Here is a 21,998-nt window from a genome sequence, read left to right as displayed (position 1 = left end):
TGCTCGCGAAGAGGCCCGCACATTCACTAAGGAATCTGGCTGGTGGCCTCAGGTCGCATCCGCATGACTGACCATGCCCTTGATCACCACCGCCGTGGTTGCCAGCGCCGCCGGAATCACCAGCGCCGTCAGCACTTGCTCGAAGTTCCAGCCCAGCCCAAGCAATGTCGCGCCCATCCACGCCCCGAGGATGGCGCCGAAACGGCCGATCCCGAGCATCCATGACACACCGGTAGCACGCCCTTGAGTGGGATAGAACCGCGCCGCCAGTGACGGCATTGCCGATTGCGCACCGTTGACACACATCCCGGCCACCAGCACCAGGGTCGCCAGGATTGTGATGTTGCCCAGGCTCTGCCCTACCGCGTAGGCAAACACCCCGGCCAGCAAGTAGAAAGTGCCGATGACCTTGTGCGGATTGAACCGGTCCATTGCCCAGCCCACGCCCACCGCACTCAGCACGCCACCAAACTGGAACAGCGCGCCGATGAAGGCGGCTTGCTCCATGCTCGCGCCACTGTCACGCATCAGGGTCGGCAGCCAACTGGTCAGCAGATAAACGATCACCAGGCCCATGAAGTAGGTCAGCCACAACAACAAAGTGCCGGTGCTGTAGGTGCCGGAGAAGATCACCGCAAACACATTGCGCGCCTTCACGGTCTTCTGTTCCGGCACGCTGAAACTGGATGCCTGGGCCACCACTGTCGGGTCAATCGGCGCCAGTGCCTTGCGCACTTTGTCCGTACCGCGGTTGCGCACCACCAGGTAACGCGCCGACTCCGGCAGCCAGAACAGCAAAACGACGGCGAGGATCAGCGGCAGAACTCCACCGATCAATAGCAGGCTGTGCCAGCCAAAGGCCGGAATGAGCTTGGCCGAGATAAATCCGCCGCCGGCCATGCCGAGGTTGAAACCGCAGAACATGCTGGTCACCAGCAGGGACTTCTTGCGCTCCGGGGTGTACTCCGACAGCAGCGTGGTGGCGTTCGGCATGCCGGCGCCGAGCCCCAGGCCGGTCAGGAAGCGCAACACCAGCAACTGATCGACATTGCTGCTGTAGGCCGAGGCCAGGCTGAAGGCGCCGAACAACAGCACCGCACCGACCAGTACGACTTTTCGCCCGAAGCGGTCAGCCAACGGGCCCGAGCCCAGTGCGCCGAAGACCATGCCGATCAGCGCCGCACTCATCACCGGACCAAGGCTGGCGCGGTCGATACCCCAGTCCTGGGACAGGGCCGGGGCGATGAAACCCATGGCTGCGGTGTCGAGGCCATCGAGGAAGACAATCAGGAAACACAGGATCACCACGCGCCACTGGTAGCGCGAAATGGGTTGGGCATTGATGAAGGACTGCACGTCGAGGCAGTTACCTACAGCAGACTGGGGCTGGTTCATTATTTTTATTCCACGGATCGCAGTCGAACGGTGTCAGCAGACGCTGACGAAGCCGCGACAGTAATGATCCGCAGGAAACAGCGTCAATTCGATAAACGCAACTCTGTGCGTTTATCGAACAGCTTAGGCAAACAGCTGGGCACTGAGGTCGCGGCTGGCGCTCAACAAACCGGGCAGGAAACGCTGTTCAAGTTCATTGCGGCTGACCCGCCCCGCATGGGTGCTGACGTTGAGGGCCGCAACTACCTGCCCGGAAGCGTCGTACACCGGGACGGCAATCGAACGCAGCCCTTGCTCGAGTTCCTGGTCGACGATGCACCAGCCTTGCAGTCGTACTTCTTGCAGGCATTCGAGCAATGCCTCGGGGGTGTGAATCGTGCGGCTGGTCTTGGCTTGCAATTCGGCGTGGTCGAGGTATTCGCCCAGCGACGTGTCATCCAGCGCGGCCAGCAGAATCCGCCCCATCGACGTGCAATAGGCCGGCAAGCGCCCGCCCACCGACAGGTCCACCGAAATCAGCCGCTGCGTGGTCGCAGAGCGGGCGATGTACAAAATGTCATCACCTTCCAGCGTGGCCATGTTGCAGGCCTCGTGCAGTTGCTCGCTCATGCGGTCCAGGTAAGGTTGGGCGGAAACCGCCAGTGGCGTCGATGACACGTAGGCATGGCCGAGGGTCAGCACTTTGGGTAGCAACGAATAGGTGCGGCCGTCGGTGGTGGCGTAGCCGAGTTTGATCAGGGTGTGCAGGCAACGGCGCACGGCGGCGCGGGGAATTTCCGTGCGGTGGCTGATCTGGGCGATGGTCAGGTGCCGCTTGCGCTCCTGGAACGCTTGCACCACGGCCAGGCCACGGGCCAGGGACGTCATGAAATCCGGGTCGCCGGTCAGTGCCTGGATCCGTTTGGCCGGTGAAGCAACGATGGGCGGAGCTACTGAAGCGAAGGAATTGCGCATTTGATCGTTCATACAAGGTCCTTTTACCCACTCGGATCAGCGACTATTACAAAGGGCCAGCGCCTGACGCTCAAGCCCGGCCTGCCAACTCCGTGCGATTATCGAACGCTCGACCGATAATCGCAATCCACCGGATAAATCGCCCGATCCGCCGGTGTCCGGATTTTCGCTGACTCGCGACCCTCATGTTTACCTCGACTCGACACAGGACTTAATGGGGCAATCCAATTACCGTAACTTGCCCGACTTAATGGTGTCAGAAAGGCACCGCAGCGATGTGGTATCCGTCGACGTTCTAGTTAATCGCAAAGTATCGAGCAACAAAACGGTCACACACCAGGATCCACTTTTAACTCTTTGGAGATAGTGTTCTTCAAATCGGCCGCTATAATACAATTCAGTAGCGCTTCGGTTTTTTACTTGCCGAACCCGCTGCCCGGCAATGCGATGTTCCATCGCCGTTGCCCGTTGCAAGCGCCAGATCCGCATTGCACAGCCTTGCCAGTGCGCTTGCTGAAACAGGAAACTGAAGCTACGTCAGCTGTTTATCTCTGGTGCCGTGGCCGCCTGTGACATGGAAGTATTGATCACGTCGTTGCCAAAAAACGATGCCTTGACGGGCATTGCCCATTCGACGAACGTGATCGATCGATTTGATGCAGCGCGTTTTCACCAGAATTTATCCCAACTCAAACAGGTAGCACTGTGACGAAAGACGAACTGCGCGCGGAACTAGAGCGCCAGGAACAACGTTACAAGGAAGTTTACGGCGGAGAAGTCACCACTTACGCCGCTCAACCCGAACCGGAACGCAAACCCTGGCGTAAACGCGCCACCGTTCAGGATCAGGTTTTCCAGCAAGAACTTCAAAAAATGGAAAAGGAACTCAAAGCCGAAGAGCCGTGACTGCTTTGGCCTGATCCTTACAAAGGCCTGCCTCTGCACCCGTTAAAAGCGGGATGTATTGATGTTGCCTTGCGTGCCCGCTATGAGCGGGCAGCGGCCATTACCGTCGTTGAATCAGGCAGATTTCCGGTATCTGACCTATTTCTCAGATTTTTCGCACAACCGTTCAAGCCCCTCTTACCGGGTCGTGAAGGTTTTGTGACAGCGTATTTTTTCAATAAAATCAATAACTTAAAAAACTCAGCAAAACCCTGGGTTTTCCGGTGCTGCGGCAAAGAAATTCGTTGAAGAATGTTACCGATGAGCAGCTAGTGCATTGATTAGCAGTCTTTTCTGGCATAATCGCGCCCCCTTATGACCGGGTCAGAAAACCTTCATGATCGATTTATTCAGCGGACTGGATGCTTGGGTGCTTGTGAGCCTCTTGCTCGCCCTGGCCTTTGTCCTCGCATTCGAGTTCATCAACGGCTTTCATGACACCGCTAACGCGGTGGCGACCGTTATCTACACCAAAGCCATGCCGCCTCATCTGGCGGTGTTCTTCTCCGGTGTGTTCAACTTCCTCGGCGTGCTGCTGGGCGGGGTCGGCGTGGCGTATGCCATCGTCCACCTGCTGCCGGTAGAACTGCTGATCAATGTGAACACCGGTCACGGACTGGCCATGGTGTTCTCGTTGCTAGCCGCCGCCATTACCTGGAACCTGGGCACCTGGTACTTCGGTATTCCCGCGTCCAGTTCCCACACGCTGATCGGTTCGATCCTCGGTGTGGGCCTGGCGAACGCCTTGATCAACGACATACCGTTGGCCGATGGCGTGAACTGGCAGAAGGCGATCGATATCGCCATGTCGCTTGTGTTCTCGCCGATGGCCGGTTTCCTGATCGCCGCGCTGATCCTGATCGGCCTTAAATGGTGGCGCCCGCTGTCGAAGATGCACAAGACGCCGGAACAGCGCCGCAAGATCGACGACAAGAAACACCCGCCGTTCTGGAATCGCCTGGTACTGGTGATCTCGGCCATGGCCGTGAGTTTCGTGCACGGTTCCAACGATGGCCAGAAAGGTATCGGCCTGATCATGCTGGTCCTGATCGGTATCGTGCCGGCGCAGTTCGTCCTCGACCTGAACAGCACGACCTACCAGATCGAGCGGACTCGCGACGCCACGTTGCACCTGAGCCAGTTCTACCAGCGTAATTCCGAAACACTGGGCGAGTTCCTGGCCCTGGGCAAGAGCCTGGATGGCGATCTGCCGGAGAAATTCCGTTGCAACCCGCAACAGACCGAACCGACCATCACCGCCCTGCTCGGCACCCTCAAGGGTGTAGCCGACTACCACTCGCTGCCGTCGGAAAGCCGCATCGAAGTACGTCGCTACCTGCTCTGCCTGGACGACACGGCGAAGAAAGTCAGCAAGCTGCCAACGCTCGCCCCCCGTGAAAAGGCTGACCTGGACAAGCTGCGCAAGGACCTGACCACCACCACCGAATACGCTCCGTTCTGGGTGATCCTGGCGGTTGCACTGGCCTTGGGCCTGGGCACCATGGTCGGCTGGAAGCGCGTGGTACTGACCATTGGCGAGAAGATCGGCAAGCAAGGCATGACCTACTCCCAAGGCATGTCGGCGCAGATCACCACCGCCAGCCTGATCGGCATGGCGAACATCTTCAGCCTGCCGGTTTCCACCACCCACGTGCTGTCCTCGGGCGTGGCGGGCACCATGGTCGCCAACAAAAGCGGCCTGCAGAGCGGCACCGTCAGAACCATCCTGCTGGCCTGGGTATTGACCCTGCCAGCCACCGTGACCCTGTCGGCCGGGTTGTTCTGGCTGGCATCTAAGGCACTTGGCAGCTGATAAGCAGCCAAACCAGAAAAGGCGCGCTCCGCAAGGAACGCGCCTTTTTTATTGCTGCCATCTACCAAACACTTAAGTCTCCTGTGGGAGCGAGCCCGCTCGCGAAAGCGGTATTTCAGTTGGCATTGATGTTGAATGTCACACAGCATTCGCGAGCAGGCTCGCTCCCACAGTGGCTCTATGCACTCCGGTAGATTTTCAAAGGCAAAAAAAAGGGCAACCGAAGTTGCCCAAAATGCCTTGCGTGCTCATTACATCCAGAAAGAACTACGGTTATTTCCGCTTGTGCGAATCCTTCCAGATAAAAAGTCCGAACCCTGCAAAAAATACAAACATGAGGCTGACAGTCAGCACTCCGGCGATCACCACGTTGTCGAAAAACATGACGCGTCTCCTGTACTTGCCCTGTTGCGATAGGGCTAAGTTAACCAAACGGGCAGGAGAGAATATTGACCGGGATCAATGTCGCCCGAGACTGGGCAAGAGGAAGGGAAAAATTTGACCCGCATCAATGAATGCGGGGGATTTCAGCGCTTTTTCGGTTTGTTTTTCGGCTTTTTCCCGGACTTGCCCAACGGCATGGCCTGCTCGAACGCCTGGCGAACTTCATTGAGTCGCTTGTCATTGAGGTCATGAACACGCTTGGCGCGTTCAGCATTGAGGTCAATCAGTTTGTCGTCTTGGCTCATGGCGGTCAGTGCATCGCTTGAAATGAGTTTAAGCCGTCGTAGCGTTCGGCAACCCTGCGCCAATAATGCGGCCTGACGGCCGCGCTGACCAGCCTGTGCTCAAATCTCGATATCGACCCACAGCCCCTGCCGCGGCTGATCTTCCATCAGCGGCGCCACCGGCACGGTGTTGTCGGCATTGAGTTCATCCCCGGGAATCGCCAGGTGAGCCTCGGGATCATTGTCGGCTTCACGGCGGCGTCGTTCCTGCTCCTGCCTGCGGCGCTGCTCCTCGCGCAGCACCAGCCCGTCCTCTTCAGGATTGCGCTTTTGCAGGTCGATGGTGCTTTCACTGGAGCTTTCCTGCACCGGCACCACCGGTGGAATGTCCGGACGCTGGCGGATCGGGTCGGTCTGTGAAGTGATCGGCACGGCACTCAGGGGGAGCATCGGTGGCAGCATGGTTTTCAGTCTCCTGTCAGCAGGCTGTCGGCTGCGGGGATGGCGTCTTGAGCCATCGGTCGCAAACTGTGACTCATTTGGCACTCATTAGTGCACCGGGCGGCGCGTCATGCACAGGTGGGCTAACGTATGACTGTGAGTTTTTCTGAGAGTCCTTTGGCCCTGAAGCCCTCATTCCGTTAAGATAGCCCGCTTTTTCAGGTGGGAGTCAGGCAGCATGGCGCAGCAGTATCAACCGGGGCAACGCTGGATCAGTGACAGCGAAGCCGAGCTGGGTTTAGGCACCGTTCTGGCACAGGACGGCCGCTTGTTGACCGTGCTCTATCCGGCCACTGGCGACACTCGCCAGTACGCGCTAAGGAATGCGCCCCTCACCCGTGTGCGGTTTTCGCCGGGTGACTCCATCACTCACTTCGAAGGCTGGAAGCTGACCGTCCGCGAAGTCGATGACGTTGATGGCCTGCTGGTTTACCACGGCCTCAACGGGCATAACGAAGTGGTCACCCTGCCGGAAACCCAACTGTCGAACTTCATTCAGTTCCGCCTGGCCAGCGACCGTCTGTTCGCCGGCCAGATCGACCCGCTGGCCTGGTTCTCCCTGCGTTATCACACACTGGAACACACCAGCCGTCAGTTGCAGTCCTCTCTGTGGGGCCTGGGCGGCGTGCGTGCGCAACCCATCGCGCACCAGTTGCACATTGCCCGCGAAGTCGCCGACCGCATCGCGCCACGGGTTCTGCTGGCCGACGAAGTGGGCCTGGGCAAAACCATCGAAGCCGGCCTGGTGATCCATCGCCAATTGCTTTCGGGCCGCGCCAACCGCGTGCTGATCCTGGTTCCGGAAAACCTGCAGCACCAGTGGCTGGTAGAGATGCGCCGCCGCTTCAACCTGCAGGTCGCACTGTTCGACGAAGAACGCTTCATCGAAAGCGATGCCAGCAACCCCTTCGAAGACACCCAACTCGCGCTGGTCGCGCTTGAGTGGCTGGTGGACGACGAGAAAGCCCAGGACGCGCTGTTCGCGGCAGGCTGGGACTTGCTGGTGGTCGACGAAGCTCACCACCTGGTATGGCACGAAGATCAGGTCAGCCCTGAGTATTCCCTGGTCGAGCAACTCGCCGAAACCATTCCCGGCGTGCTGCTGTTGACCGCCACCCCGGAACAACTGGGCCAGGACAGCCACTTCGCCCGTCTGCGTCTGCTCGACCCGAACCGCTTCCACGACCTGCAGGCCTTCCGTGCCGAGAGCGAAAACTATCGCCCGGTGGCTGAAGCCGTTCAGGAGTTGCTGGACAAGGGACGCCTGTCGCCGCAAGCCCACAAGACCATCCACGGATTCCTCGGCAACGAAGGCGAAGCCCTGCTGGCCGCCGTCAACGATGGCGACACCGAAGCCAGCGCGCGCCTCGTGCGTGAATTACTCGACCGCCACGGCACCGGCCGCGTGCTGTTCCGTAACACCCGCGCCGCCGTGCAGGGTTTCCCGGAGCGTAAGCTGCACCCGTACCCACTGCCATGCCCGGACGAATACCTCGAACTGCCGTTGGGCGATCACGCCGAACTGTACCCGGAAGTCAGCTTCCAGGCCCAACCGGACGCCAGCGAAGAAGAACGCTGGTGGAAGTTCGACCCACGCGTCGAGTGGCTGATCGATCAACTGAAGATGCTCAAGCGCACCAAAGTGCTGGTGATCTGCGCCCACGCCGAAACCGCCATGGACCTGGAAGACGCCCTGCGCGTGCGTTCCGGCATCCCGGCCACGGTGTTCCACGAGGGCATGAACATCCTCGAGCGTGACCGCGCCGCCGCCTACTTCGCCGACGAAGAATTTGGTGCGCAGGTGTTGATCTGCTCGGAAATCGGCAGTGAAGGTCGCAACTTCCAGTTCTCCCATCACCTGGTGCTGTTCGACCTGCCGTCCCACCCGGACCTGCTGGAACAACGTATCGGTCGTCTGGACCGGATTGGCCAGAAGCACATCATCGAACTGCATGTGCCGTACCTGGAAACCAGCCCGCAAGAGCGCCTGTTCCAGTGGTACCACGAAGCGCTGAACGCATTCCTCAACACCTGCCCGACCGGCAACGCCTTGCAGCACCAGTTCGGCCCGCGCCTGCTGCCGCTGCTCGAAGAGGCTGACGATGGCGAGTGGCAAGCGCTGATCGACGAAGCCCGCACCGAACGTGAGCGTCTGGAAGCCGAGCTGCACACCGGTCGCGACCGTCTGCTGGAGCTCAACTCCGGCGGCGCGGGCGAAGGCGATGCGCTGGTGGAAGATATCCTTGAGCAAGACGACCAGTTCGCCCTGCCGATCTACATGGAAACCCTGTTCGACGCCTTCGGCATCGACAGCGAAGACCATTCGGAAAACGCGCTGATCCTCAAGCCGAGCGAAAAAATGCTCGACGCCAGTTTCCCGCTGGGCGACGACGAAGGCGTGACCATCACTTACGACCGTAACCAGGCGCTGTCTCGCGAAGACATGCAGTTCATCACCTGGGAGCACCCGATGGTCCAGGGCGGCATGGATCTGGTGCTGTCCGGCTCCATGGGCAACACCGCCGTGGCGCTGATCAAGAACAAGGCGCTGAAGCCGGGCACCGTGTTGCTGGAACTGTTGTATGTCAGTGAAGTGGTTGCCCCACGCTCACTGCAACTGGGGCGCTACCTGCCACCGGCCGCCCTGCGCTGCCTGCTCGATACCAACGGCAACGACCTGTCGGCCCGCGTGTCGTTCGAAACCTTGAACGATCAGCTCGAAAGCGTGCCGCGTGCCAGCGCCAACAAGTTCATCCAGGCCCAGCGTGACCAACTGACGCCACGGATCAATGCCGGTGAAGCGAAGATCCTGCCGCGCCACACTGAGCGTGTCGCCGAGGCGCAGCGCCGCCTGGCCGCCGATACCGAGGAAGAACTGGCGCGCCTTACCGCGTTGCAAGCGGTCAACCCGACCGTGCGCGACAGTGAACTGGTAGCCCTGCGCAATCAACGCGAACAAGGCCTGGCCATGCTCGACAAGGCTGCGCTGCGACTGGAAGCGATTCGGGTGTTGGTGGCGGGTTAACAACCCTCCCCCACCGCTATAAAAAGAAGGCCCGCAGTGATGCGGGCCTTTTTTGTTTACTTCAATTTCAGTAGTGCTGCTGATGGCCTCATCGCGAGCAAGCTCGCTCCCACAGGTTTAGTGTTGACCACATAACCTGTGAACAACACTAACCACTGTGGGAGCGAGCTTGCTCGCGATGGCGGTTAGGCAGTCACTGCAGAACTATCAGGCTCAACAACCACCACCAACCCTTCCTTCATCCGCTTGGCATCGCGCACGAAACACCGCGAAGCCAGGAACAGAAACACTACGGTGAACAACAGCGCCACCGGAATCAGGTACATCGCGTCATGCAGGCCGACCGCTTTAAACGCCTCAGTCATCTGTTGCGCACCCGCCGCGAGCATCGCCGTGTGGGCAAAGTGATCTGACAAGGCCCCGACCACCACCGGCCCCAGGCCACCGCCCAACAGGTACAGCCCGGCAAAGAACAGCGCCATCGCCGTTGCCCGCAACCGCGGCTCGACCACATCCTGAATCGCCGTGTACACGCAGGTATAGAAGTTGTAGGCGAACAACCAACCCAGGCTAAACGCCGCAACAAACACACCGATCTCGATTCGCCCGGAATGCAGCGCCCACGCGGTGCAGACCGTCGAAATCACCAGGCTGAAGGCCGCAAACAACAGCCGCCCGTTGGCGACCCGTTGGTGAATCTTGTCTGCGATCCAGCCACCGAGGGTCAGGCCGACCAACCCGGTCACGCCAACAATAACCCCGGTGGCGACCGCCGCTTCTTGCAACGGCATCAGGAAATACCGTTGCAGCATCGGCACCAGAAACGAGTTGCAGGCATAGGTGGCGAAGTTGAAACACAGGCCGGCCATCACCAGCCACAGGAAGGTCGGCACGGCCAACACACGACGGATCGGCCGATCGATCTTTTCCTGCGAAACCTGAACGCTCTCCGCGGCGCCGCGCTTCGGTTCCTTGATGAAAAACATGAAGATCGCCAGGATCAGCCCGGGCACCGCGGCGATAAAGAACGGCGCTCGCCAGCTATCGAAGGCCTTGACCATCGCGCCGATGGTGAAGAACGCCAGCAACAGTCCCAATGGCAGCCCCAGCATGAAGATCCCCATGGCCCGCGCCCGGCGGTGAGCCGGAAACAAGTCGCCGATCAGCGAGTTGGCGGCTGGCGCGTAACTGGCCTCGCCGATGCCGACGCCCATGCGCACGATCAGGAAGCTCCAGAAACTGCCCACCATGCCGTTGACGGCGGTCAACCCGCTCCACACCGCCAATCCCCAACCCATCAGCTTGCTGCGCGAGCCGGTATCGGCCATGCGCCCCAGCGGCAAGCCGGCAATGGCGTAGACGATGGTGAATGCCGTCCCGATGATCCCCAACTGGAAATCACTGAGGTGCCACTCCATGCGAATGGGCTCGATGATGATGGCCGGGATGGTGCGGTCGAAAAAATTGAACAGGTTGGCCAGGAACAACAGGAACAGGATGCGCCAGGCATTGGCCGCTTGGGTCGAGTTCTGCATGGGTCCGTCTCTTTTATTGTTTTTGGGGCGTCACTGCCCCCGGACTTTGCAATCTAGACACGGCGGCCGCACCTGTCTTTCATTATTCGCCAGGCTGATACCTGCCCATGGCGCACAGCCTGCTCCCACAGGATCGCAGCTTTCGCAGGGCGGGTATTTCGCAGCCCGTCCGGTCGATGAAAAATACCTTTGAGCCCCCCTTCCCAAGCCGTTGGCGAAGCCTAGAATAGCGGCCTTGTTTCCCCCCTGTGTCTCCACTCCTCCTTAGATAATCGCCCATGTCCGAAGCCAGTCCGTGTCTGAATTGCGGTGCCTGCTGTTCTCATTTTCGCGTGTCATTTTTCTGGGGTGAATGCGCCTCGTCCGGAGGGACGGTACCCGATGAGCTTGTCGAACAGATCAGCCCCAGTCGGGTCGCGATGCTCGGCACCGGCTGCAAACCCGTGCGTTGCACCAGCCTGGTGGGAGACGTGGGCAGTACGGTGCAGTGCTCGATTTACGAAAAACGCTCCAGCACCTGCCGGGAATTCGAGGCTTCCTGGGTCGATGGCCTGGCCAATCCCGATTGCGACGCGGCCCGTGCCGCTTTCGGCTTGCCGGCCTTGCAACCCGCCTTCGAGACGCCTCAGAAGCAAATCGCCTGAGTAATAGCGCCAATCGATGACTTCGGCACCGGCGACTCATCCCTGCTGAGCCGGCCGGTGCCACTGGCCGAGTTGCATCCGGTGCTGAACGAAATCAACCAGCGCCAGCACGCCTACACCGTCACGACGCTGAGCCTGGCTCACGGTACATCTGCACTAATGTAGACGGGTCCTTTTCAAGGAAACCCTGACTCCCATGCAGGCGCATCAATTGCGCGGCCAGACCGCTGATCGGTGTCGCCGAGCCTTGTTCACGGGAAAACTTCACCGCTGTGTCCAGATCCTTGAGCAACGTGCGTACGTGCCACTTGACCGGCTCGAATCGGTTTTCCGCCATCTGCGGGGCGAGGATCTGCAACGGCTTCGAATCGGCAAAGCCGCCGGCCAGCGCTTCGGCGATCAGGCTGGCATCAACCCCGGAACGCTCCGCCAGCGCGACCACTTCGGCAATCACCAATGCATTGCAAGCGACGATCATCTGATTGCACGCCTTGGTCACCTGCCCTGCCCCGACGCCGCCCATGTGTGTCACACGCTGCCCCAGGTTCAACAGCACAGGCCGGACCCGCTCCAGATCCTGTACGTCACCGCCGACCATGATCGCCAGGCTTCCAGCTTCGGCACCGACCACGCCACCGGATACCGGCGTGTCGAGCCAACCCATGCCGGTTTTACCAGCAAGTTCTGCGGCCATTTCCCGCGTGGCATTGGGCTCCAGGCTGGAGAAATCCACCAGCAGCTGGCCTTTTTTTGCTCCCTCCACAATGCCTGCAGGACCAAACACCACCTCGCGTACCACCGACGTATCCGCCAGGCACAGCATCACCACGTCAGCGTGCTGACACAGTTCGGCCGGGCTGGCGACCTGGCGCGCGCCCGCCTCCACCAGCGGCTTGCACTTGTCCGGATTGCGATTCCATACCGCCAGCGGATAACCCGCGGCCAGCAGGCGCCGGCACATCGGCAGCCCCATCAGGCCGATCCCGGCAAACCCTAGCGAAGGTAGCGTTGACATCATTTTGCCTCTTCTTGATTAAAGATCACCGAATATTGGCCGATTCATCATGACTTAGGAAAGGATTCCCCCCCGAGCAATGCTCAGGCCAGAGACCAAGGCATGGTCCAGGTACGCGCTGAAAAAAGACGCGATTGTATTCCGTGACGGTTCGACGACAGCGAGTCGGCCAACCAATCAGCCCAGGTAGATGGCGAACCATGACTTCTAAAAACAACCCGGCCACTGCGGTAAACGATCTGACGTTGAGCCCCGCGGCCAACAGCCCGTCATCACCGAAGCCATTGATCCAATCCCGTCCGTTGGCGACCCAGCAATACCTGTACTTCACCGAAACCAACACCGACCGCATCCTCGACAACCTCGACGGCCTGCGCGACATGGTGTTCCCGCGCGCACCACACCTGGAAGGCGACAGCGAACAGCACAGCGATCAGGAATTCCCGTCGGTATGCCTGATCGGCCTGGGCCGCTGCGGCTCGAACATTGCGCTGGACGTGGCGGAGCTGGTGTACAACGCCCGCAAGTTCTACCTCAACGAATTCAACAACGAAGATCGCCTGTCGCCGGACAAGCGTTTTGCCGAAAAGGGCTACAGCCCGGCCCAGTGGATCCGCAACAACCTGCGCCTGGGCCAGAACAAAAACACCAAGCCGGTGTTTCTGGTCGAGCCGCTGGTGATGCTCGGCGACCTGGACAAGGACATCGCCGGACGCATCCGCTTCTCGCGCAAGGGCGAAAAAAGCGGCTTCCTGCGCGACTACAGCAAGATGAAAATCATGGACCTGTCGGAAGTCCACGCCGGTGGCGCCGGCAACGCGCCGATCCTCGGCCAGTACCTGGCCAAGATCATCCTGAACAAGGACACCCAGCGTTTCTCCAGCCCTGACTGGAAAATGATTCACTCGTACCTGATCGACAGCTGCGGCATCAAGGCCAACCAGTCGCGCCTGTACTTCTCGATCTTCAGTGCTGGCGGCGGTACCGGTTCGGGCATGGCCTCGGAGTTCGGCCTGGCCCAGCAGCACTCGTACATGAACAAGACGTTCGACACCAAACCGATGGACGAGCACGACAGCAAGAGCGGCCACTCCTTCGTCTTCGAACCGATCTTCACCAGTGGCATCTGCGTACTGCCGAACATTTCCGATCACCGCAGTGAAATGTCCGAGGCGTTGCACATCAACGCCGGCCGCCTGCTGTGCAAATACCTGTCGGAAGAGTGGGACTTCTCCTACAACTTCGCCAACGAAGACAGCAGCGAAGCCAGCGTCATGGGCCGCATCCGCCCATGGAACGCGATGATGCTGATCTCCAACGACATCATGCGTTACGCCGAAGAGAACGATGACGGTAATATCCAGAACATTGATGTCAATGCCATGGAAAAGCATGCCAACCAATACATCTCGCAGCAGATCTTCAACATTCTGACGGCCCAGGCGGTGACCACCGACTACGACCAGAACTATTTCCGTCGCGCCGGCATCGACATCGGCGAAACCATCCGCCTGGACGCCAACGACCTGTTCATGAGCCTGGCTGGCCCGGTGGCGATTGCCTACGCCGAGTCCGTGGTGCCGGAAACCCCAGCGCCGAGCAGCGACAAATTCAAGGTGTTCGAGAAAGAGCCGCAGCGCCTGAACATCGACGACCTGTTCTTCCGTTCGATCGACCTGCCGCACTTCAACAAGGTCACCCAGGCCATCGAAGGCATCAGCCTGTTGCCGATCGAATCCAAGCGCTATCGCGCGTCGCTGGAGCAGTACAAGAACTCGGGTTACGACGCGGCGGCCCTGCACGACCTGCACTTCTTCAAGAATTGCTCGTCGGTGGTGTCGATCGTTTCGTTGCCGAAGGACTACAAGCTGTCCTACATGGACCTGAACCGGTTGAAGACCCACCTCAACAGCCTGTTCCCCAACACCACGCTCAAGCGCTACGCGCTGGTGATCGGTGCCTCGGCCAACCTGTCGCTGACCACCCTGATCGCCAAGAGTCCGTGCCTGTCGGACGACTTCCTGACGCTGATCGTGGCGTTCATCAAGCGCTGCTTTGCGAAGTCGGCATACCGTTTCGACGAGACCCTGGACAACTCGATCCTGGACTTCATCGTCCAGGAGGAATTCGACGAAGGCCGCATCGACGACTTGCTCAACGAATTCGAGAACCCGGCGAAGATCCTCGATACCAACTGGTACGCGATCAAGCCGATGTACGAGAAGAAGTACCGTGAGCTGATCAACGACAAGGAAAAATTTGTCTCGATCAACGACATCCGCCTGTCGCGCGATTGTGTGAAGAAATCGATCAAGTACCTGCGCGAGATCTACCGTCACCGCATTGGCAAGACCAAGGTTATTTCGCTGAATAACCATACGGGCAAGACCGCCCACTAAGCGTCGCTCCCATTCGCGAGCAAGCCCGCTCCCACATTCGACTGCATTCCTTCTGGAAGAACACGGTTAAATGTGGGAGCGGGCTTGCTCCGGGCGGCGATCCGACGAAGGCGGCCCCACAATCACCGCAATTCAACATCCAGAAACAATTGAGCAGACGTTCAGTTGCTCTCTCAACTGTTCCCGTTACGTTTACGTCACCGTGAAGCTGTGGCCTTTCTCTACGGCAACCTGCCATCACGCTACTCGGCTACACACTTTTCCTGCGCAAAGGAACGCACCAATCAGGTGCAACCATTAAGCTTGCGTCCTTTCCTGGACCAGAATCCACGGCGAAACAACCACTGCCCACAACTGCGGATCACGCTCGAAAAGATCCAGCGCCCGTGTTTCAGACAGCTTGGCGAGCTTGTCAGCGGCCAGCCAGGCAGCCACTTTCTCCCCTTCATCCTGGGCCACGGCCTCGGCGGCGGCGATCAAATCCAGGCCGGGATCGACCCACAATAGGGCACCCTTGGCGAAGAACGGCTCCAGCTCTTTCCATGTAATAGATGCGGTTTCACCAAGCAGCTTGGCATAGAGGGTGCTAGGTTCTTGATTCATGGGACTGTCCGGAAAAGAAATCGACGCGAATGATAACGTCGGTGGCCTGGCAGAAAAACCCGGATGCAATTGAGTGACCGAAATGAAAAGCGCAGGAAAGCCAGGGAATGCACTGAATCCGGCTATAAGCCCCTCAACACCCCGCCGCAATTCTGTCTTTTACTTTCAATAAAGCGACACTTGCAGGTTTTGTCCCCCGGCGCCGCCTTCCCAGGCTGACAATCGGCGCTCTACACTGTACCGGTACAGTTGCCGAGGGGCTTTTCCGGGGAATGTCGCAGATATCTGACCCGGTTCTGCTGCTTTCGGCGCCAGGACTATAAAAACTACAACAGTAAGAGTGGAGCACTATGACTAAGGCTACTAAGCAGATTTCCAAACTGTTTGCCGCTATGGTTCTGGCCGGGGTTGCCAGCCATTCGTTCGCAGCTGACACCATCAAGATCGGCATCGCCGGCCCTAAAACCGGCCCTGTAGCCCAATACGGCGACATGCAGTTCAGTGGCGCCAAAATGGCCATCGAACAGATCAACGCCAAAGGCGGCGTAGACGGCAAGCAACTCGTAGCCGTTGAATACGATGACGCCTGTGATCCAAAACAAGCGGTAGCGGTCGCGAACAAGGTCGTCAACGACGGCGTCAAGTTCGTAGTCGGTCACCTGTGCTCCAGCTCCACTCAACCGGCTTCGGACATCTACGAAGACGAAGGCGTGATCATGATCACCCCGGCTGCCACCAGCCCGGACATCACCGCCCGTGGTTACAAAATGGTATTCCGCACCATCGGTCTGGACAGCGCCCAAGGCCCTGCCGCCGGTAACTACATCGCCGATTTCGTAAAGCCGAAAATCGTTGCCGTCCTGCACGACAAACAGCAATACGGTGAAGGCATCGCCAGCGCCGTGAAGAAAACCCTGGAAGGCAAAGGCGTCAAGGTTGCCGTGTTCGAAGGCATCAACGCCGGCGACAAGGACTTCTCGTCGATGATCGCCAAGCTCAAGCAAGCCAACGTCGACTTCGTCTACTACGGCGGCTACCACCCGGAGCTGGGTCTGATCCTGCGTCAATCCCAGGAAAAAGGCCTGAAAGCCAAGTTCATGGGTCCGGAAGGCGTGGGTAACGACTCCATTTCGCAGATCGCCAAGGACGCTTCCGAAGGCCTGCTGGTGACCCTGCCGAAATCCTTCGACCAGGATCCGGCCAACGTTGCCCTGGCTGATGCGTTCAAAGCCAAGAAAGAAGATCCAAGCGGTCCGTTCGTGTTCCCGGCCTACTCGGCTGTGACCGTGATCGCCGACGGCATCAAGGCTGCCAAGTCCGAAGACACTGCCAAAGTGGCTGAAGCCATCCACGCCGGCACCTTCAAGACGCCTACCGGCGACCTGAGCTTCGACGAGAAAGGCGACCTGAAAGACTTCAAATTCGTGGTTTACGAGTGGCACTTCGGCAAACCAAAAACTGAAGCCAAGCCTCAGTAAGGCGTTGCCTGACTGACTGCCAATAAAGCCCACGGCGTGCCGTGGGCTTTATTTTACGAACGTATTGGGCCGCGCTGGCGTGATCCGCCAGTCTCCCCACCTGAAAATCTCAAAACCGTCATCAGCGGTTCGCTGGCAAACCCCGAATTCGAAGTGGATGCAGATCCACGGGGCTCGGGCGGGAAAATGACTCCACCAGTGAAATGCGTATCAGGTTTTTAGGAGCGCTGTAATGCCTGACATCTATCACTTCTTCCAACAGCTGGTTAATGGTCTGACCATTGGCAGCACGTATGCCCTGATCGCCATCGGCTATACGATGGTTTACGGCATCATTGGAATGATCAACTTCGCCCACGGCGAGGTATACATGATTGGCTCCTACGTGGCGTTCATCGCCATCGCCGGGCTGGCCATGCTGGGACTCGACAGTGTTCCGCTGTTGATGACCGCCGCTTTCCTGGCGACCATCGTCGTCACCAGTGCCTACGGTTACAGCATCGAACGGATCGCCTACCGCCCCCTGCGCGGCAGCAACCGTCTGATCCCGCTGATTTCCGCCATCGGCATGTCGATCTTCCTGCAGAACACCGTTCTGCTGGCGCAAGACTCCAAGGACAAATCCATCTCCAACCTGATTCCGGGCAACTTTGCCTTTGGGCCAGGTGGTGCACATGAAGTGCTGATTTCCTACATGCAAATCGTGGTGTTCGTGGTGACCTTTGTCGCCATGCTCGGCCTGACGCTGTTCATCTCCCGTTCTCGCCTGGGTCGCGCCTGCCGCGCCTGTGCCGAAGACATCAAGATGGCCAACCTGCTGGGTATCAACACCAACAACATCATTGCCCTGACCTTCGTCGTCGGTGCCGCACTGGCGGCCATCGCGGCCGTGTTGCTGAGCATGCAATACGGCGTGATCAACCCGAACGCCGGTTTCCTGGTCGGCCTCAAGGCCTTCACCGCCGCGGTACTGGGTGGTATCGGCAGCATCCCCGGCGCCATGCTCGGCGGGATCGTGCTGGGGGTGGCGGAAGCCTTTGGTGCCGATATTTTCGGCGACCAGTACAAGGACGTCGTGGCGTTCGGTCTATTGGTTCTGGTGTTGTTGTTCCGGCCAACCGGCCTGTTGGGCCGTCCGGAGGTTGAGAAAGTATGACTAGGAATCTTAAACAGGCATTGTTCAGTGCCTTGCTGGTGTGGGCCGTCGCCTACCCGGTACTGGGTCTGAAGTTGACCATCGTCGGCATCAACCTCGAAGTTCATGGCACCAGCGACGCCACCCTGATCACCATCGCCGTGTGCTCGGTGCTGATGTTCCTGCGCGTACTGTTCGACCAGCAAATCAGCTCGGCCTGGCGTTCCTCGCCGAGCATGCCGCTGATTCCGGCCAAGGCCAGCAACTTCCTGACCCTGCCGACCACCCAGCGCTGGATCATCATCGCGCTGATCGCCGGCGCGCTGGTCTGGCCGTTCTTCGGTTCCCGCGGGGCGGTGGATATCGCGACGCTGGTGTTGATCTACGTGATGCTCGGCCTCGGCCTGAACATCGTGGTCGGCCTGGCCGGTCTGCTCGACCTCGGTTACGTCGGCTTCTATGCCGTCGGCGCCTACAGTTATGCCCTGCTGTCGCATTACTACGGCCTGAGCTTCTGGATCTGCCTGCCGATCGCCGGGATGATGGCGGCCACTTTCGGCTTCCTGCTCGGTTTCCCGGTACTGCGCCTGCGCGGTGACTACCTGGCGATCGTGACCCTGGGCTTCGGTGAAATCATCCGTCTGTTCCTGCGTAACCTGACCGACATCACCGGCGGCCCGAACGGCATCAGCAACATCGAGAAGCCGACGTTCTTCGGCCTGACCTTCGAACGTAAAGCCGCTGAAGGCCTGCAGACGTTCCACGAGTACTTCGGCCTGGAATACAACTCGATCAACAAGGTGATTTTCCTTTACCTGGTCGCATTGTTCCTGGCGCTGTTCGCACTGTTCGTCATCAATCGCTTGCTGCGCATGCCCCTGGGTCGTGCCTGGGAAGCGCTGCGTGAAGATGAAATCGCCTGCCGTGCGTTGGGTCTGAACCCGACGATCATCAAGCTTTCAGCCTTCACCCTGGGCGCCTGCTTCGCCGGTTTCGCCGGCAGTTTCTTCGCTGCGCGTCAGGGCCTGGTGACACCGGAGTCCTTCACCTTCATCGAGTCGGCGACCATCCTCGCCATCGTTGTGTTGGGTGGCATGGGCTCGCAACTGGGTGTCGTGCTCGCCGCCACAGTGATGATCCTGTTGCCGGAAATGATGCGTGAGTTCAGTGAGTACCGCATGTTGATGTTCGGCGCCTTGATGGTGCTGATGATGATCTGGCGTCCTCAAGGTCTGCTGCCCATGCAACGCCCTCACATGGAGCTGCGCAAATGAGCCGCGAGATCCTGAAAGTAGAAAATTTGAGCATGCGCTTCGGCGGCTTGCTGGCGGTCAATGGCGTAGCCCTGAGCGTGAAGGAAAAACAGGTCGTGGCACTGATCGGCCCCAACGGCGCCGGCAAGACCACCGTGTTCAACTGCCTGACCGGCTTCTACAAGCCGAGCGGCGGCAGCATCCTGCTCGATGGCGAATCGATTGAGGGCCTGCCCGGCCACAAGATCGCCCTCAAGGGCGTGGTGCGTACCTTCCAGAACGTGCGGCTGTTCAAGGACATGACCGCGGTCGAGAACCTCTTGATCGCCCAGCACCGTCACCTGAACACCAACTTCCTGTCCGGCCTGTTCAAGACCCCGGCGTTCCGCAAAAGCGAACGCGAGGCCATGGACTTTGCCGAGTTCTGGCTGGAAAAGGTCAACCTCAAGGAGTTCGCCAACCGTCCGGCCGGCACCCTGGCCTACGGTCAGCAACGTCGCCTGGAAATCGCCCGCTGCATGATGACCCGCCCGCGGATCCTCATGCTCGACGAACCGGCCGCCGGCCTGAACCCGAAGGAAACCGAAGACCTCAAGGCGCTGATCAGCGTGCTGCGTGAAGAGCACAACGTGACGGTGCTGCTGATCGAACACGACATGAAACTGGTCATGAGCATTTCCGACCACATCGTCGTGATCAACCAGGGCACGCCCCTGGCCAACGGTACGCCGGAACAGATCCGCGACAATCCTGAAGTGATCAAAGCCTACCTGGGGGAAGCGTAAATGCTGCAGTTCGAAAACGTTTCCACCTTCTACGGCAAGATCCAGGCCCTGCACAGCGTCAACGTCGAAGTCCGCCAGGGCGAAATCGTGACCCTGATCGGTGCCAACGGTGCCGGCAAGTCCACGCTGCTGATGACGCTTTGCGGTTCGCCGCGCGCCCACAGCGGCAGCATCCGCTACATGGGTGAGGAACTGGTCGGCCAGGACTCCTCGCAGATCATGCGCAAGAGCATTGCCGTGGTACCGGAAGGTCGCCGGGTGTTTTCCCGCCTGACCGTGGAAGAAAACCTGTCCATGGGTGGCTTCTTCACCGCCAAGGGCGATTATCAGGAACAGATGGACAAGGTTCTCGGACTTTTCCCACGCCTGAAAGAACGCTTCAGCCAGCGTGGCGGCACCATGTCCGGCGGCGAACAGCAAATGCTCGCCATCGGCCGTGCGCTGATGAGCAAGCCCAAGCTGCTGCTGCTTGACGAGCCTTCCCTGGGCCTGGCACCGATCATCATCCAGCAGATATTCGACATCATCGAACAGCTGCGCAAGGACGGTGTGACCGTGTTCCTGGTCGAGCAGAACGCCAACCAGGCGCTGAAGATCGCTGACCGAGCCTACGTTCTGGAGAACGGCCGGGTGGTGATGCAAGGCACCGGTGAAGCACTGCTGACCGACCCGAAAGTGCGCGAAGCGTACCTCGGTGGTTGAGCCATTGCGGTAAACAAAAAAACGGCCTTTGCGGGCCGTTTTTTTATATCTGCCACAACCTCGCTAACAATGAAGATCCATTGTGGGAGCGAGCCTGCTCGCGAAAGCGGTGTGTCTGCCAACAAAGATGTTGAATGATAAACCGTCTTCGCGAGCAGGCTCGCTCCCACAGGGTCTATACGGTGTCAGATGCTTTTGTCACAGCCGATCCAACGCCTCCCCACTACGCTTGAACCACCCGATCAAATAATCCGCCAGTACCTGCGTACGCTTGGGCAAACCGCCCTGATACGGATGCACCAGGTACATCGGCATGCTGCGGGTCTGATAGTCGCGCAGCAGCCATCGCAAACGCCCGTCGGCCAGTTCTGTTGGCAAACAGTAGGACGGCAGGCGCGCAATACCGGCGCCGACCAGTGCGGCTTTCTTCAACAGGTTGTAGTGGTTGCTGGCGAACGGCCCCGACACCCGCACCCGCAACAACTCGTGCTGCTGGTGATACAGCCATTCTTCGCGACCGCTGTAATGGCTGTTGAGCAGGCAGCGATGCTCGGCCAGCGCCTGGGGTGTTTGCGGTTCACCATATTGCTCCAGATAGGCCGGGCTGGCACAGGTCAGCTCTTGCCACGCCAGCAGTGGGCGCGCCACCAGTCGCTGGTCAATGGCCACGTCGGAACGAATTGCCAGATCGAAGCCGTCGCGAGACAGTTCGCGGTAGCTGTTGTTGAGCTCCAGTTCGATCTGTACCTGGGGATACTTGGCGGAGAACTCCAGCAACAGGCCATCGAAGAAGGTTTCCCCGAGCGACACCGGTACCGTCATCCGCACCGGGCCGGCCATGTCGTCCTTCAGACGCGCCAGGGCCTGGCGCGCCCGCTCGACTTGCACCACCAGCGCCTGGGCCTGTGGCAACAACGCAGCACCGGCCGCGGTCAGGCTCAAGCGGCGGGTGGTACGTTGCAACAACACCACGGAAAACTGCGCTTCCAACTGGCTGATGCGCTTGGACAGCTGGCCTTTGCTGCAACCGAGCTGCTGCGCCGCCAGGGTGAAACTTCCCGCTTCGATCAGTACGGCGAACGCGGCCAGGTCATCCATCTCGCTCATGGATTGTTTCCATTTGAAAACCAAAGGTTGCCTATTAGTGC

Annotated in this window: 19 protein-coding genes; 10 read left to right on the top strand and 9 right to left on the bottom strand. The window is 59.3% G+C overall.

Going from position 1 to position 21,998, the window contains the following annotated elements; translation table 11 throughout:
- Positions 1–48: 48 nt before the first annotated feature.
- Together WHX55_RS06215 and pcaR are read right to left on the bottom strand one after the other, a co-directional pair.
- Entirely contained in the window at positions 49–1,395 is a 1,347-nt protein-coding gene (locus tag WHX55_RS06215) for an MFS transporter (RefSeq protein WP_353742239.1), read from the bottom strand.
- 123 nt (positions 1,396–1,518) lie between these two features.
- Positions 1,519–2,361: a pca regulon transcriptional regulator PcaR gene (pcaR, locus tag WHX55_RS06210; protein WP_008054175.1), complete on the bottom strand. Its 843-nt coding sequence runs from the start codon at positions 2,359–2,361 to the stop codon at positions 1,519–1,521.
- A gap of 693 nt (positions 2,362–3,054) precedes the next feature.
- Between pcaR and WHX55_RS06205 the strand changes: the two genes are divergently transcribed.
- Positions 3,055–3,255, top strand: a complete 201-nt coding sequence (locus WHX55_RS06205) for a hypothetical protein (RefSeq protein WP_007986337.1) — start codon at positions 3,055–3,057, stop codon at positions 3,253–3,255.
- 376 nt (positions 3,256–3,631) lie between these two features.
- The gene (locus WHX55_RS06200; protein WP_150754143.1) at positions 3,632–5,107 is read left to right on the top strand and encodes an inorganic phosphate transporter; all 1,476 of its coding nucleotides are present in this window, start codon (positions 3,632–3,634) and stop codon (positions 5,105–5,107) included.
- 273 nt (positions 5,108–5,380) lie between these two features.
- Here WHX55_RS06200 and ccoM read toward each other — a convergent pair whose 3' ends face one another.
- The 3 genes from ccoM to WHX55_RS06185 all read right to left on the bottom strand — a co-directional run bounded on the left by ccoM (position 5,381) and on the right by WHX55_RS06185 (position 6,237).
- Entirely contained in the window at positions 5,381–5,491 is a 111-nt protein-coding gene (ccoM, locus tag WHX55_RS06195; RefSeq protein ID WP_007976669.1) for a cytochrome c oxidase subunit CcoM, read from the bottom strand.
- 143 nt (positions 5,492–5,634) lie between these two features.
- Positions 5,635–5,796 carry a hypothetical protein gene (locus WHX55_RS06190; RefSeq protein ID WP_191624892.1) on the bottom strand — a complete coding sequence of 54 codons (162 nt, stop codon included), beginning with the start codon at positions 5,794–5,796 and terminating at the stop codon, positions 5,635–5,637.
- Positions 5,797–5,895: 99 nt separating this feature from the next.
- Entirely contained in the window at positions 5,896–6,237 is a 342-nt protein-coding gene (locus WHX55_RS06185; protein WP_007998360.1) for a hypothetical protein, read from the bottom strand.
- A gap of 217 nt (positions 6,238–6,454) precedes the next feature.
- On the opposite strand from WHX55_RS06185, the gene rapA reads away from it, so the two are divergent.
- Positions 6,455–9,301: an RNA polymerase-associated protein RapA gene (rapA, locus tag WHX55_RS06180; RefSeq protein WP_150727606.1), complete on the top strand. Its 2,847-nt coding sequence runs from the start codon at positions 6,455–6,457 to the stop codon at positions 9,299–9,301.
- A 185-nt stretch (positions 9,302–9,486) separates the two neighbouring features.
- Here rapA and WHX55_RS06175 read toward each other — a convergent pair whose 3' ends face one another.
- On the bottom strand, positions 9,487–10,836 hold the full coding sequence (locus WHX55_RS06175; protein ID WP_353742238.1) for an MFS transporter: 1,350 nt from the start codon (positions 10,834–10,836) through the stop codon (positions 9,487–9,489).
- A 278-nt stretch (positions 10,837–11,114) separates the two neighbouring features.
- Here WHX55_RS06175 and WHX55_RS06170 point away from each other — a divergent pair, with 278 nt between their 5' ends.
- On the top strand, positions 11,115–11,480 hold the full coding sequence (locus tag WHX55_RS06170) for a YkgJ family cysteine cluster protein (protein WP_150754146.1): 366 nt from the start codon (positions 11,115–11,117) through the stop codon (positions 11,478–11,480).
- 121 nt (positions 11,481–11,601) lie between these two features.
- On the opposite strand, the gene WHX55_RS06165 is transcribed toward WHX55_RS06170, so the two are convergent.
- Positions 11,602–12,498 (bottom strand): NAD(P)-dependent oxidoreductase, encoded by an 897-nt coding sequence (locus tag WHX55_RS06165; protein WP_150754147.1) that lies wholly within the window; start codon positions 12,496–12,498, stop codon positions 11,602–11,604.
- Between the two features lie 197 nt (positions 12,499–12,695).
- Between WHX55_RS06165 and WHX55_RS06160 the strand changes: the two genes are divergently transcribed.
- A complete protein-coding gene (locus tag WHX55_RS06160) occupies positions 12,696–14,894 on the top strand; it encodes a hypothetical protein (RefSeq protein WP_353742237.1) in 2,199 nt (732 codons plus the stop codon).
- Positions 14,895–15,191: 297 nt separating this feature from the next.
- On the opposite strand, the gene WHX55_RS06155 is transcribed toward WHX55_RS06160, so the two are convergent.
- Positions 15,192–15,497 carry a DUF2288 domain-containing protein gene (locus WHX55_RS06155; RefSeq protein WP_150727612.1) on the bottom strand — a complete coding sequence of 102 codons (306 nt, stop codon included), beginning with the start codon at positions 15,495–15,497 and terminating at the stop codon, positions 15,192–15,194.
- A gap of 350 nt (positions 15,498–15,847) precedes the next feature.
- Between WHX55_RS06155 and WHX55_RS06150 the strand changes: the two genes are divergently transcribed.
- The 5 genes from WHX55_RS06150 (at position 15,848) to WHX55_RS06130 (ending at position 20,850) form a co-directional block, all read left to right on the top strand.
- The gene (locus WHX55_RS06150) at positions 15,848–16,975 is read left to right on the top strand and encodes a branched-chain amino acid ABC transporter substrate-binding protein (protein ID WP_150754150.1); all 1,128 of its coding nucleotides are present in this window, start codon (positions 15,848–15,850) and stop codon (positions 16,973–16,975) included.
- Between the two features lie 232 nt (positions 16,976–17,207).
- On the top strand, positions 17,208–18,131 hold the full coding sequence (gene livH / locus WHX55_RS06145; RefSeq protein WP_150727614.1) for a high-affinity branched-chain amino acid ABC transporter permease LivH: 924 nt from the start codon (positions 17,208–17,210) through the stop codon (positions 18,129–18,131).
- On the top strand, positions 18,128–19,384 hold the full coding sequence (locus WHX55_RS06140) for a high-affinity branched-chain amino acid ABC transporter permease LivM (RefSeq protein WP_150727615.1): 1,257 nt from the start codon (positions 18,128–18,130) through the stop codon (positions 19,382–19,384). The genes livH and WHX55_RS06140 overlap by 4 nt, the downstream gene beginning before the upstream one ends.
- Entirely contained in the window at positions 19,381–20,148 is a 768-nt protein-coding gene (livG, locus tag WHX55_RS06135; protein ID WP_150727616.1) for a high-affinity branched-chain amino acid ABC transporter ATP-binding protein LivG, read from the top strand. The genes WHX55_RS06140 and livG overlap by 4 nt, the downstream gene beginning before the upstream one ends.
- Positions 20,149–20,850 carry an ABC transporter ATP-binding protein gene (locus WHX55_RS06130; protein ID WP_034146751.1) on the top strand — a complete coding sequence of 234 codons (702 nt, stop codon included), beginning with the start codon at positions 20,149–20,151 and terminating at the stop codon, positions 20,848–20,850.
- Positions 20,851–21,048: 198 nt separating this feature from the next.
- Here the strand turns inward: WHX55_RS06130 and WHX55_RS06125 are convergent, their stop codons facing one another.
- Complete coding sequence (locus WHX55_RS06125) at positions 21,049–21,957, bottom strand: LysR family transcriptional regulator (protein ID WP_150754151.1); 909 nt, start codon at positions 21,955–21,957, stop codon at positions 21,049–21,051.
- Between the last annotated feature and the right edge of the window lie 41 nt (positions 21,958–21,998).

It is taken from the genome of Pseudomonas fluorescens (assembly GCF_040448305.1).
GTDB classification, from domain to species: domain Bacteria; phylum Pseudomonadota; class Gammaproteobacteria; order Pseudomonadales; family Pseudomonadaceae; genus Aquipseudomonas; species Aquipseudomonas fluorescens_BH.
Note: the sequence above shows the minus strand (reverse complement) of the source record. Positions and strands in the feature narration are given on the sequence as shown.